Origin of the sequence: Serinibacter salmoneus (assembly GCF_002563925.1) — a bacterium.
Lineage (GTDB): Bacteria > Actinomycetota > Actinomycetes > Actinomycetales > Beutenbergiaceae > Serinibacter > Serinibacter salmoneus.
Genome location: NZ_PDJD01000001.1, coordinates 442,107 through 454,202 on the forward strand (window position 1 = coordinate 442,107; position 12,096 = coordinate 454,202).

Consider the following 12,096-nt stretch of genomic DNA (forward strand, 5'->3'; position numbering starts at 1 on the left):
GGAGCCCGAAGTGAGTGCGCCCAGCGTCAGTTACTCCATCACCGTCCGACTCGACCTGCCCTCGCGGCCCAGTGTGGTCTCCACCCTGACCACGGTGGTGGAGGAGGAGGGTGGCGTGGTCACCGCGGTCGACGTCTCCGCATCGGGCGCCGACCGGCTCCAGGTGGACCTCACCATCGCCACCGGCGGGGAGAACGACGCCGACCGCATCGTCAAGGCGCTGCGCCGGATCGACGGCGTGAGCATCGGCCGTGTCTCCGACCGCGTGTTCCTGGCGCACCTCGGAGGCAAGCTCACCATCAACTCCAAGGTGCCCATCCGACACCGTGACGACCTGTCCCTGGTCTACACCCCCGGGGTCGCGCGGGTCAGCAAGCAGGTGGCCGAGCACCCCGAGGATGCCCGCCGCCTGACGATCAAGCGGAACACGATCGCCGTGGTCTCCGACGGGTCGGCCGTGTTGGGGCTGGGGAACATCGGGCCGCTCGGCGCGCTTCCGGTGATGGAGGGCAAGGCGGCGCTGTTCAAGCGCTTCGCCGACATCGATGCCTTCCCCCTGGTGCTGGACACCCAGGACGTCGAGGCGATCATTGAGACCGTCAAGAACGTGGCGCCCGTGTTCGCCGGGATCAACCTGGAGGACATCTCCGCCCCCCGCTGCTTCGAGGTGGAGAAGCGGCTGCGCGCCGAACTGGACATCCCGGTGTTCCACGACGACCAACACGGCACGGGCATCGTGGCGACCGCGGCGCTGATGAATGCGCTGAAGGTGGTCGGCAAGGACATCGGTGAGGTGCGCGTGGTGCTCTCCGGCGCCGGCGCGGCCGGCAGCGCGGTGCTGCGGATGATGCTCGCCGCGGGCGTGGAGCACGTCACCGTGGTCGATGTGGAGGGGATCATCCACGAGGGCCGGCCCGGGCTGCACCCCTCCCAGGAGTGGATCGCGGAGCGGACCAACCGCCGGGGGCTGACGGGGTCGTTGTCCGATGCGATCGTGGGTGCGGATGTGTTCGTGGGTGTCTCGGCACCGAACATCCTCACCGAGGCCGATGTGCAGGCCATGGCCGGGGACGCGATCGTGTTCGCCCTGGCCAACCCGGTGCCGGAGATCGATCCCGTGATCGCGGCCAGACACGCCGCGGTGGTCGCCTCCGGACGCAGCGACTACGCCAACCAGATCAACAACGTGCTGGCGTTCCCCGGTGTCTTCCGCGGACTGTTGGACGCGCGATCGCACGTGGTGACCGACGACATGCTGCTGGCCGCGGCACGGGCGTTGGCCGCCGTCGTCACGCCGGAGGAACTCAACGCGACCTACGTGATCCCGAGTGTGTTCCACCCCGAGGTCCACGAGACGGTCGCGGCCGCGGTGCAGCGGGCCGCCCTCGAGCACCCGGAGCAGCTCGACGCCTGAATCCCACACAAAACCACACGGCCCCACACGTTCGGACTTGACGCCTGCCCGTATCTGGCGATATACAGTCGTATACACAGATTCACGGACAGGGGTTAGGTGTGAACGCAACGAAGCGGAACCATCGGTCTGAAGCAGGGGAGGCGTCACGATGATCATCACCGTGACCCTCAACCCCTCCGTCGACCGCACCGTCGAGATCGCCACGCTGCAACGCGGGGAGGTCATGCGCGCCAGCGGCACCCACGTCCATCCCGGGGGCAAGGGTGTGAACGTGACCCGTGCCCTGCTCGCCAACGGCGTGGACTCCCTGGCGGTGGTCCCGGTGGGTGGAGCCGACGGGATGCGCCTGACGGGCATGCTGGCGCGCGACGGCGTGCTGCACCGGGAGGTCCCCGTGGTGGGCCACACCCGCTCCAACATCACGATCGCCGAGGCGGACGGCACCACCACGAAGATCAACGCCCCGGGTGAGGCGCTGAGCGCTGCCGAGCTCGACGCGGTCTGGGAGGCGGTCGAGCAGAACGCCACCCCCGGGGACTGGGTGGTGCTGTGCGGCTCGCTGCCACCCGGGGTGGACTCCGGCGTGTACGCCTCCGCCACTCGCCGGCTACGCCGCGCCGGGATGCGGGTGGCGGTGGACACCTCCGGGCCCGCACTGACTGCCGCGCTCGCCTCCGGTCCGGACCTGATCAAGCCGAACGCCGAGGAACTCAGCGAGGCGGTCGGGCGGCCCCTGCCCACCGTGGCCGACGCCGTCGAGGCCGCACGCGAGTTGCGCGGCTGGGGTGTGGGCAGCGTCGTGATCTCCCTCGGTGCCGCGGGCGCCGTCATGGTCGACGGCGCAGGAGTCCTGGCAGGCACCAGTACCGCGCGCATCGTGCGATCCTCCGTGGGGGCGGGCGACTGCTTCCTTGCCGGGTATCTGGCGGGGCTTCCCGAGGGTCGCGACGCCGCGCTCACCCGTGCGCTCGCCTACGGCGCCGCAGCGGTCGCCCTGCCCGGCTCCGGGGTCCCCGGACCGCAGCAGGTGGACCTCGACGCCGCCCACCTGCACTCCCCACTCGATCTCCCCGTCGCGCTCGCGGGACCGACAGACTGAGAACAGCGTCACAAGTTCGGGCCTCCAGCGCTCGGACGTGATAACCAGGACATGTTCCGCCACAAGGCGGCGGAACCCGGACGAAGGAGTCACCATGGCACAGCGCACCGTCGAGGTTGCATCCGCCCAGGGCCTGCACGCCCGCCCCGCCACACTGTTCACCCAGGCGGCCGCCGGCACCGGCGTGACCATCGCCAAGGACGGGGGCACGCCGGTGGACGCCGCCAGCATCCTGCGCGTGATGGCGCTCGGGGTGAAGAACGGCGAGACCGTCACCCTCGAGGGCGAGGACGAGGCCGCACTGGACCGCCTCGTGGCGTTGCTCGCGACCGATCTGGACGCCGAGCAGTGACCGAGGTCCCCGGCCCCACCTCCCAGGAACTGCACGGCTCCGGTGTCGGGCGGGGCGCCGTGGTGGGCCCGGTCGCCCGGGCCTACCCGCCGCCTCCGACACCGCTGGATGCCGAGGGCCCGGACAACGACGCCGGCCGTCAGGCGGCCGTGCAGGAGGTCGCCGAGGCCTACAAGGCGGTGGCCGCCACGCTGATGACCCGCGCACAGAACGCCGCCGGGACCACCATGGGTGACGTGCTCACCGCCACCGCCGCAATGGCCTCCGACCCCGAGCTGATCGGCTCGGTCAAGGAGCGGGTGCTCACCGGTCAGGCTCCGCTGTTCGCGGTGGACCGCGCCACGGAGGAGTACGTGGACCTGTTCACGGCCGCGGGCGGCTACCTCGCCGAGCGGGTCACCGACCTGCGCAGCGTGCGCGACCGCGTGCTCGCCCGCCTCGCCGGACGCCCCGAGCCAGGTGTCCCCGAACTCGCGGAGCCGAGTGTCGTGGTCGCCACCGACCTCTCCCCGGCCGACACCGCCACCCTGGACCTCGCGAAGGTCAAGGCCATCGTCATTGCGCAGGGTGGCCCCACCGGTCACACGGCAATCATTGCCGGCCAGTTGGGGATCCCGTGCGTGGTGCGGGTGGACGGCGCGGACGAGCTCGTGGACGGTGAGATCGTGGCCGTGGACGCCGCCACCGGCGTCATCACCCGCAACCCAGCCCCGGAGTTGACCGCCAAGGCCGAGCAGCGCATGCAGGCCCTGCACGACCTGGAGAAGGACCGTTCCGACGGCGCCACCTCGGACGGTCACCCGGTACAGCTCTTGGCCAACATCGGCACCGCGGAGGACGCCGAGCGTCTCACCGAGGCCGCCGTGGAGGGCGTGGGTCTGTTCCGCACCGAGGTGCTCTTCCTCGGGCGCACCACGGCACCCACGCGGCAGGAGCAGGCCGAGGTCTACGCACGCGTGCTCACTGCGCTCGGCGGCCGCAAGGTCGTGGTGCGGACTCTGGACGCCGGGGCGGACAAGCCACTGGCCTTCGTCACCCGCACCGACGAGGAGAACCCGGCGCTGGGTGTGCGCGGCTACCGCCTGGTGCGCACCGCCAAGGAACTCATGGCCGACCAGCTCGCCGCGCTCGCGGCGGCGCAGGAGGCCACCGGCGTGCAGCCGTGGGTGATGGCGCCGATGATCGCCACGGTCGACGAGGCCGCCGAGTTCGCCGCCATGGCGCGCGAGGCGGGGATCGCCAAGGCCGGGGTGATGGTGGAGGTGCCGAGCGCCGCGCTGCGTGCCCGCGACATCCTCGCCGAGGTCGACTTCGTGTCCATGGGGACCAACGACCTGGCTCAGTACACGATGGCCTCCGACCGGCTCCTGGGGTCGCTGGTGGACCTGCTGGACCCGTGGCAGCCGGCCGTGCTCGATCTGGTCGCGGCGGTGGCCCGCGGGGGCCGCGAGGCCGAGAAGAGCGCCGGCGTCTGCGGCGAGTCCGCCTCGGACCCGCTCATGGCGCTCGTGCTGACCGGGCTCGGGGTGACGTCGCTGTCCATGTCACCGGCCGCCGTCCCGGCCGTGCGGTTCTCGCTCGCCCGCCACAGCCTGGAGCGCTGCCAGAAGATGGCCGCCGCCGCACTGGCAGCGCCGACGGCCGCGAAGGGCCGTGCCGCGGTGCTCGCGCTGTGCGACCCGCAGGTCGCGGAGGTCCTCGCGCTCTGAGCGCGCGAGTCGTGCGTGCGGGTGGCGGCCGTTCGGGACAGTGCCCCGGCCGCCGCCCAGGCACCGCGCGTCCGCTCATAGGATCGAGGGGTGGCCCGACGACGCATCGACCCCGAGCGCGGACAGCGCGCCCTGCTGACGTGGTGGGAGCAGCGCGAGGACACGCCCCGCCCCGAGCTGCTCACCGCGGTGCGCTACGCCCTGGAGGAGCTCGAGGCGCTGCACCCCGGGCACAGCGTCGAGGTGAGGGTGCCGCCGGCCGGTGCGGTGCAGGCCTTCGGGGGTCCGCGACACACCCGTGGCACCCCGCCGAACGTGGTGGAGTGCCGGCCGCACACCTTCCTGGCGCTCGCCACGGGCGAGGTCGCCTGGTCCCAGGTGGCCGGACGCCCGATCGACGCAGGCGGCGTCAGCGCGTCCGGCACCCGCGCCGACCTCTCCGAGGCGATGGGCTATCTGCGGCACGCGGCGGGTAGGTTGCTGGAGTGAGCACGGAAGAGTCACCAGACCCCCAGGCGCCGCAGAGCGCCGCTGAGTCGAGCACGCCGGCCGTGCCGCAACCCGAACCGGTCGGCACCGATCCGGTCAACGTTGCCGCCGTGGCCGATCCCACCCGGGTGCGCCGCGCGCCGCGGTTCGGTTCCTTCGTCTTCACCGCGGTCATCCTCGCGGCGCTGCTGGCGGGCCTGGCGACCTTCGTACGCGACGCGTTCCTGCCCCCCGAGGAACTCGTGGGACGAGCCCTGGGGGCGGGCGGCATGTTCCTGCTGTTGTGGCTGGGGTTGTCCGCGTTCTTCGTCCTCGCCGCGTACGCGATCGCCGTCGCGCTGGATCGTCGCAGCGTGCGGCGCATGGAGCGCAGCCGGCAGGCATCGCGCCCCACCACCACGCGCGGCGGGCAGTAGGGGGCAGCGCGATGGCACTGCGGGCAGTGCGGGCCGGGGCGGCCGCCGAGGAGGCGGCGCCGCTGCTCGCGGCGCTGCGAGCCGACCTCGACATCCCCGAGGACTACGACCCGGCCGCCCTGGCCGAGGCCGAGGAGGCCGCAGCACAGGACGTCTGGGACGACCACGACCGCGTGGACCTGCGCGAGGTGCCGTTCGTCACGCTCGACCCGCCGGGGGCCAGGGATCTCGACCAGGCCTTCCACCTCGCCGCGGACGGTGATGGCTTTCTGCTCGAGTACGCCATCGCGGACGTCGCCTCCTACGTCACCCCCGGCGGCCCGCTGGACGCCGAGACCCACCGCCGCGGCCTCACCGTCTACGGCCCGGACGGGCGCAACGGGCTGCACCCGCCGGTGCTGTCGGAGGACGCCGCGAGCCTGCTCGAGGGCCAGGACCGCCGTGCCGCGGTGTGGCGGCTGAGGTTCGATGCTGCCGGGACCCTCGCGGATGCCACGGTGCGCCGCGCCGTCGTGCGCTCACGTGCCCAGCTCGCCTACGCCGAGGTGCAGGCGGAACTCGACGACGGCTCCGCCTCCGAGCCCTTCGTGCTCCTGGCGCGCCTCGGGGCGTTGCGCGCGGCCGCGCAGATCGCCCGCGGCGGTGCCAGTATCGACGTGCCCGAGCAGGAGGTGCACACCGACGGCGAGGGGGAGCAGCGCCGCTACCACCTGGTCAGCCGGGTGCCGCTCCCGATCGAGGACCACAATGCGCACCTGTCGCTGGCCACCGGCATCGCGGCCGCGCGGCTGCAGCGTGAGGCCGGCGTGGGGCTGTGGCGCACCCTGGACCCGGCCGACGAGCGCGACGTGGACCGGCTGCGCGGCGTGGCGCGGTCACTCGGCCTGGACTGGCCGGCCGAGCAGGGCTACGGCGCCTTCGCCGCCGGCCTGCAGGTCGGCGACCCGGCCGCTGCCGCGTTCGCCACCGAGGCGGTGCGGCTCTTCCGGGGCGCCGGGTACGTGGCGTTCGGCACGCCGTCGGCCCCCCAGGTGCCCGAGGGCGCCACCCACAGCGCGATCGCCGCGGAGTACGCCCACGTCACCGCGCCGCTGCGGCGCCTCGTGGACCGCTACGGCACCGAGATCGCCTTGGCGCACTGCGCCGGCACACCCGTCCCGGCATGGGTGAGCGGCGCGCTGGAGACGATGCCGGGGATCATGGCGGCCAGCGCCTCCCGCGCCAACACCTACGACCGCCAGGCGGTGGACCTCCTGGAGGCCCTCGTGCTGCGCGACCGGGTCGGTCAGCGGCTGCGGGCCCTCGTGCTGAACGCCGGTAGGCCGAAGGAGGACGGCGTGCGCGCCGACGTCCTACTGAGCGACCCCGTGGTGCGCACGCGCGTGGTCGGGCCCGAGGGCGCGCTGCGCCCGGGCACCCACGTGGACGTGGTGATCCGCGCCGTCGACGTGCCGCAGCGGCAGGTGGAGCTCGCGCTCAGCTCGTGATCGTCTCCTCGACGAACCGCAGGTACTCCTCGTCCACCCGTCCGGCGATGTAGCGGCCGTCGAAGCAGCTCATCTCCAGGTCCGTCACGGCGTCCTGCCCGTCCAGGATGGCCTCCTTCATGTCCTCGACCTCCTGGTAGACCAGGTAGTCCGAGCCGAGCACCTCGTTCGCCTGCGGGATGGTGCGGCCGTGCGCCACCAGTTCGGCGCGAGAGGGCATGTTGATGCCGTACACGTGCGGGTAGCGGATCGGGGGCGCCGCGGAGGCGAAGGTCACCTTCGCCGCACCCGCCTGCCGCGCCATCTGCACGATCTGCTGGGAGGTGGTGCCACGCACGATCGAGTCGTCCACGATCAGCACGCTCTTGCCCGCGAACTCCGAGGCCATGGCGTTGAGCTTCTGCCGCACGGACTTCTTGCGGGACTTCTGCCCGGGCATGATGAAGGTGCGACCCACGTACCGGTTCTTGTAGAAGCCCTCGCGATACTCCAGGCCCAGCTGGCGGGCGACCTGCATCGCCGCCGGGCGCGCGGAGTCCGGGATCGGCATGACCACGTCGATCGAGCCGCTCGGGGCGTACTGCGCCACGGTGGTGGCCAGCCGCTCGCCCAGGCGCAGCCGCGCCTCGTACACCGAGATGCCGTTCATCGTGGAGTCCGGCCGGGCGAGGTAGACGTACTCGAAGGCGCACGGGATCAGCCGCGGTGTGGGGTGGCACTGCCGCCGGTGCATCTCCCCGTCCATGGCGATGAACACGGCCTCGCCGGGGGCGACGTCCCCGAGCAGCTCGTACTCGTTCGCCTCCGGAACCAGGGACTCCGAGGCCACGACCCACTCGGTGGTGCCATTGTCCGCCTCCCGGCGTCCCAGGCTGAGGGGCCGGATGCCGTACGGGTCGCGGAAGGCGAGCAGGCCGTACCCGGCGATCATCGCGATCACCGCGTAGGAGCCCTCCACGCGCTCGTGCACCCGCTGGACCGCGGTGAAGACCTGATCGGCGTCGAGCTGGTTGCCGGAGATGACGCCCTGCAGCTCGGTGGCGAGCACGTTCAGCAGCAGTTCGGTGTCGGACTGGGTGTTCATGTGGCGCCGGTCCACCCCGAACAGGTCCTCCCGGAGCTGGCGGGTGTTGGTGAGGTTGCCGTTGTGGACCAGCATGATCCCGTACGGCGCGTTCACGTAGAACGGCTGCGACTCCTCCTCGGCGCTCGCCTTGCCCTGGGTGGCGTAGCGCACGTGCCCCAGGCCCATCGTGCCCAGCAGCTTGCGCATGTCGCGGGTGCGGTAGGCCTCACGGACCTGGCCCTTGGCCTTGACCATGTGGAACACGCTGCCCTCGGCCGTGGCGATGCCGGTGGAGTCCTGACCGCGGTGCTGCAGCAGGGAGAGGCTGTCGTAGATGAGCTGGGAGACCGGTCCGGGTGAGACCGCACCGACGATGCCGCACATGAGTTGAGGCGCTCCAAGGGGAGGAAAAGGGATGCCGAGAGTGATTCTGTCACGTCGTGGCGCCGGGCGAGTGGGCGGTCCGCACCCTGACCGGCAACGGGTGCGTGGGCACGCAGCGCGATAGGTTGTGGCCGTGAGCGATCTCTACAGCCAGGCCGGAGTCGACGTCGAGGCGGGAGACCGCGCCGTCGAGCTGATGAAGGCGGCCGTGGGCCGCACCCAGGGCGCCGAGGTGCTCGGCGGGGTCGGCGGGTTCGCCGGACTCTGGGACGCCTCCGCGCTGCGGGACTACACCCGGCCGCTGCTGGCGACCTCCACCGACGGCGTTGGCACCAAGGTGGCGCTCGCGCAGCGCCTGGACATCCACGACACCATCGGCATCGACCTCGTGGGGATGGTGGTGGACGACATCGTGGTCTCCGGCGCCAAGCCCCTGTTCATGACCGACTACATCGCCTGCGGCCGGCTCGTGCCGGAGCGGATCGCCGCGATCGTCTCCGGGATCGCGCGCGGCTGCGAGCTCACCCGCACCGCCCTGGTGGGCGGCGAGACCGCCGAGCACCCGGGGCTGCTCGGCCCCGAGGAGTACGACGTGGCGGGTGCCGCCACCGGCGTGGTGGAGGCCGCTGACGTGCTCGGCCCCGACCGGGTGCGCGAGGGGGACGTGCTGCTGGCCATGGCCTCCTCCGGTCTGCACTCCAACGGCTACTCCTTGGTGCGCCATGTGCTCGCCGGCACCGGATGGGAGCTCGAAGCCCATGTCGCCGACCTCGGTCGCACCCTGGGGGAGGAGCTCCTGGAGCCCACCCGCCTGTACACCGCGGCGTGCCTGGACCTCGCCGCGTCACACGAAGTGCACGCCTACACCCACGTCACCGGCGGCGGCCTGGCCTCCAACCTCGCGCGGGTCCTGCCCGCCGGGCTCGTGGCGCACGTGGACCGCTCCTCCTGGCAGGTCCCGCCGATCTACTCGCTGCTCGCGCGCGGCGCGGACAGCGACCTGGTGGCGCTGGAGGGCACCCTCAACCTCGGCGTGGGGATGATCGCGATCGTGCCGCCGGAGAGCGTGGCGGGCGCGACGGCGCAGCTCACCCGGGCCGGCATCCCGACCTGGGAGCTGGGCCGGGTGGGCGTGGAGACGCCCGACGACGTCACCCACCACACGCTCGTGACCGGCACGAAGGGCGTGCGCGGCGGCGCCGTGGCGATGGGCGGGAGCTACCGCACGACCTGAGGGGCACCCGCGCGCTCGCCCCACCACCCCGCGCGCTCGCCTCAACACCGCGCGCGCTCGCCCCACCACCCCGCGAGACCGTGCCGCGTGCGCCGAGAGCGTGCCCGGGGGCAACGTCCTCGTCGCGGGTGGCACGGGCTCGGCGAGCAGGGTGGTCGGTGGCGGCGTGGACGTGCGCTCGTGCGCGAACGCGCGAGAACCCGCGCACGCACCCATGGTGCGTACGCGGGTCCTTCGAGGCTCCCCGGAGGGTTAGCGCTGGCTGGGTGAGGACCAGTCGTCCTCACCCTCATCGGCGTCGTCGTCGAGGTCGACGCCTCCCGTTCCCGTCGTCAACTCGCGCTCGAGCGCGGCGTAGTCGGTCTCGGGGCTGTAGTACTTCAGCCGGCGGGCGACTTTCGTCTGCTTTGCCTTCTGACGGCCGCGTCCCATGGACTCGACCCCCTCCACGTTGGATGCCGGGGCGACACCGCCGAAACGTAGTCGCACCGGTTGCTGGAATCTGTGTCCGCACCAGATTACATGGCCGGGCCTGCCGTCACCAAAGCGCGCGCTGTGGCGTCGCGCACCACGCGCTCCGGAGTGGTCAGCGGCGGCGGATCGCCAGGGTGATGAGCAAGCCGATCGCGAGCACCGCTCCGGAGGCGATCGCGATCGCCCGCGTGTCCTTCGCCTTGAGGTCCTCCACGAAGCCGAGACCGGCCTGTTGCGCGCGCTGCGCACCCTCCTTGGCCTGCGCGGTGACCTCCTTGACCTTGGTGCGGGGGTCCACGCGAGCGGCGAGTTCGTCGATGGTGCGCGCCATCTCCTCGCGGGTGCGCTCGAGGTCCGCGGCGATCTCGTCGGCGCTCATGTTCGCGCGGTCGTTCTCGCTCACTTCAGGCCCTCCTTGACGATGGTGATGTCCTGCTGGATGTTGTCCTTGATCGCGGGCTTGACCTGGTTCGCGGCGTCCAGTTGCTTCTTGCCGACCAGCGCGAGCACCGCGGCGATCAGAAGGAAGACCACGGCCACGATCAGCGCAGCGAGCCATGCGGGCAGGACCAGGGCGAGCGCGAGGATCGCGGTGGCCACCAGCACCAGGCCCGCGACGCCGGCCAGTACCGCGGCTCCCACGAACAGCCCGATGCCCAGGCCCATCTTCTGGCCCTTCTCCTTCACCTGGGCCTTCAGGAGGGCGACCTCGCCGCGCAGCAGGGACTGGATCTGCTGCGTGAGGGTCGCAAACAGCTCCCCGAGCGTCGGTTGCAGCGGTGAGTTGCTCGTCATCTTCTCCTCCAGGACCGGCAGTGTGCAGCGTTGTGCATCGGCGACGGCACGCGCCACCACTCCTACCCAACCGCGCGAGGCTGGATGTGGCAACTAACGCGGTGATTCTCGGTGGCGCGGATCACATCGCTGTCGGTGGTTCATGGCAGACTGCGCGGCGTGAGCACACCCGGATCGCTCCTGTTGCTGGATTCCGCCTCGATGTACTTCCGCGCGTTCTACGGCGTGAAGGGCGAGGTGACCTCGCCGCGCGGCGAACCGGTCGGCGCGATCCGGGGCTTCCTGGACGCCGTCGCCACCCTGATCTCCTCCCGCAGACCTGATCGAGTGGTGGCCTGCTGGGACGAGGACTGGCGCCCGGCCTTCCGGGTGGAGGCCATTTCCACCTACAAGGCGCACCGCGTGGCCGAGGGGGAGGGCACCGAGCCCGGCGCGGCCGAGGAGGTCCCGGACGCCCTGTCCGCGCAGGTGCCGGTGATCGTGGACCTGCTGGCCGCCGTCGGGATCGCCCGGGTCGGGGCTGCGGGCTGTGAGGCGGACGACGTGATCGGCACCCTGGCCACCCGCGCGGTCGCGGCCGGCTCGCGCGAGGTGGAGATCGTGACCGGGGATCGCGACCTGTTCCAGCTCGTGGCGGACCCCGCGCCGGTGACCCCCGTGCGCGTGCTGTACACCGGCCGGGGGATGCGCAACCTCGAGACGGTCACCACGGCGCGGCTCGCCGATAAGTACGGAGTGGCCGACGGCGCCGCCTACGCCGCCATGGCCACGCTGCGGGGCGACCCCTCCGACGGGTTGCCCGGTGTGCCCGGGGTGGGGGAGAAGACCGCCGCCGGTCTGCTTGCCAGGTACGGAACGCTCGAGGCGGTCATGGAGGCCGCCCGCGGCGAGGATGCGGCGATGTCGCCGTCGGTGCGGGCCAAGCTCCTCGGAGCGCAGGAGTACCTCGCGGCGGCGCCCCGGGTGGTCGGGGTGCTGCGGGACGCCGACCTGCCCGCGCACGAGGACGCACTCCCCGCCGTCCCCGCCGACCCCGATCGCCTGGCCGCACTGGCCGAGCGTTGGGGTGTGGGCTCCGCCGTCGCTCGACTCACCGCGGCGATGGCCGCGGCCACCGGAAGCCGGGAGGGTTCTGCCGGTTCGGCCCTCAACCCCCGCGAGGGGTAGCGTGACC

13 protein-coding genes are annotated in these 12,096 nt (G+C 72.1%); 9 read left to right on the forward strand and 4 right to left on the reverse strand.

Annotated features, from left to right (window positions below; genetic code table 11):
* The first annotated feature begins 10 nt into the window (after window positions 1-10).
* From ATL40_RS01740 to ATL40_RS01770, 7 genes are all read left to right on the forward strand, one after another.
* Window positions 11-1,414, forward strand: a complete 1,404-nt coding sequence (locus tag ATL40_RS01740; protein WP_098468042.1) for an NAD-dependent malic enzyme — start codon at window positions 11-13, stop codon at window positions 1,412-1,414.
* Window positions 1,415-1,565: 151 nt separating this feature from the next.
* A complete protein-coding gene (gene pfkB, locus ATL40_RS01745; RefSeq protein ID WP_098468043.1) occupies window positions 1,566-2,516 on the forward strand; it encodes a 1-phosphofructokinase in 951 nt (316 codons plus the stop codon).
* Between the two features lie 94 nt (window positions 2,517-2,610).
* On the forward strand, window positions 2,611-2,868 hold the full coding sequence (locus ATL40_RS01750; RefSeq protein WP_098468044.1) for an HPr family phosphocarrier protein: 258 nt from the start codon (window positions 2,611-2,613) through the stop codon (window positions 2,866-2,868).
* Window positions 2,865-4,577: a phosphoenolpyruvate--protein phosphotransferase gene (gene ptsP / locus ATL40_RS01755; protein WP_098468045.1), complete on the forward strand. Its 1,713-nt coding sequence runs from the start codon at window positions 2,865-2,867 to the stop codon at window positions 4,575-4,577. The genes ATL40_RS01750 and ptsP overlap by 4 nt, the downstream gene beginning before the upstream one ends.
* A gap of 90 nt (window positions 4,578-4,667) precedes the next feature.
* Complete coding sequence (locus ATL40_RS01760) at window positions 4,668-5,066, forward strand: sterol carrier family protein (protein WP_098468046.1); 399 nt, start codon at window positions 4,668-4,670, stop codon at window positions 5,064-5,066.
* Window positions 5,063-5,482, forward strand: coding sequence for a hypothetical protein (locus ATL40_RS01765; protein WP_143556835.1), 420 nt, complete (start codon window positions 5,063-5,065; stop codon window positions 5,480-5,482). The genes ATL40_RS01760 and ATL40_RS01765 overlap by 4 nt, the downstream gene beginning before the upstream one ends.
* Before the next feature lie 11 nt (window positions 5,483-5,493).
* Window positions 5,494-6,969 (forward strand): RNB domain-containing ribonuclease, encoded by a 1,476-nt coding sequence (locus tag ATL40_RS01770; protein WP_098468048.1) that lies wholly within the window; start codon window positions 5,494-5,496, stop codon window positions 6,967-6,969.
* On the opposite strand, the gene purF is transcribed toward ATL40_RS01770, so the two are convergent.
* Window positions 6,959-8,419 (reverse strand): amidophosphoribosyltransferase, encoded by a 1,461-nt coding sequence (gene purF, locus ATL40_RS01775; protein ID WP_098468049.1) that lies wholly within the window; start codon window positions 8,417-8,419, stop codon window positions 6,959-6,961. The genes ATL40_RS01770 and purF overlap by 11 nt on opposite strands.
* 127 nt (window positions 8,420-8,546) lie before the next feature.
* Here purF and purM point away from each other — a divergent pair, with 127 nt between their 5' ends.
* The gene (purM, locus tag ATL40_RS01780; RefSeq protein ID WP_098468050.1) at window positions 8,547-9,653 is read left to right on the forward strand and encodes a phosphoribosylformylglycinamidine cyclo-ligase; all 1,107 of its coding nucleotides are present in this window, start codon (window positions 8,547-8,549) and stop codon (window positions 9,651-9,653) included.
* A 252-nt stretch (window positions 9,654-9,905) separates the two neighbouring features.
* On the opposite strand, the gene ATL40_RS01785 is transcribed toward purM, so the two are convergent.
* The 3 genes from ATL40_RS01785 to ATL40_RS01795 form a co-directional block, all read right to left on the reverse strand.
* Window positions 9,906-10,085, reverse strand: a complete 180-nt coding sequence (locus tag ATL40_RS01785) for a DUF3073 domain-containing protein (RefSeq protein WP_098470204.1) — start codon at window positions 10,083-10,085, stop codon at window positions 9,906-9,908.
* 154 nt (window positions 10,086-10,239) lie between these two features.
* The gene (locus ATL40_RS01790) at window positions 10,240-10,530 is read right to left on the reverse strand and encodes a DUF3618 domain-containing protein (protein WP_098468051.1); all 291 of its coding nucleotides are present in this window, start codon (window positions 10,528-10,530) and stop codon (window positions 10,240-10,242) included.
* The gene (locus ATL40_RS01795; RefSeq protein ID WP_143556836.1) at window positions 10,527-10,922 is read right to left on the reverse strand and encodes a phage holin family protein; all 396 of its coding nucleotides are present in this window, start codon (window positions 10,920-10,922) and stop codon (window positions 10,527-10,529) included. The genes ATL40_RS01790 and ATL40_RS01795 overlap by 4 nt, the downstream gene beginning before the upstream one ends.
* A gap of 159 nt (window positions 10,923-11,081) precedes the next feature.
* On the opposite strand from ATL40_RS01795, the gene ATL40_RS01800 reads away from it, so the two are divergent.
* Window positions 11,082-12,089 carry a 5'-3' exonuclease gene (locus ATL40_RS01800; protein WP_098470205.1) on the forward strand — a complete coding sequence of 336 codons (1,008 nt, stop codon included), beginning with the start codon at window positions 11,082-11,084 and terminating at the stop codon, window positions 12,087-12,089.
* The last annotated feature ends 7 nt before the right edge of the window (window positions 12,090-12,096 follow it).

Coding starts and splice junctions, on each gene's coding strand:
- pfkB (WP_098468043.1), top strand. CDS start 1,566: ATGATCATCACCGTGACCCTCAACCCCTCCGTCGACCGCACCGTCGAG.
- ATL40_RS01750 (WP_098468044.1), top strand. CDS start 2,611: ATGGCACAGCGCACCGTCGAGGTTGCATCCGCCCAGGGCCTGCACGCC.
- ATL40_RS01770 (WP_098468048.1), top strand. CDS start 5,494: ATGGCACTGCGGGCAGTGCGGGCCGGGGCGGCCGCCGAGGAGGCGGCG.
- purF (WP_098468049.1), bottom strand. CDS start 8,419: ATGTGCGGCATCGTCGGTGCGGTCTCACCCGGACCGGTCTCCCAGCTC.
- ATL40_RS01785 (WP_098470204.1), bottom strand. CDS start 10,085: ATGGGACGCGGCCGTCAGAAGGCAAAGCAGACGAAAGTCGCCCGCCGG.
- ATL40_RS01795 (WP_143556836.1), bottom strand. CDS start 10,922: ATGACGAGCAACTCACCGCTGCAACCGACGCTCGGGGAGCTGTTTGCG.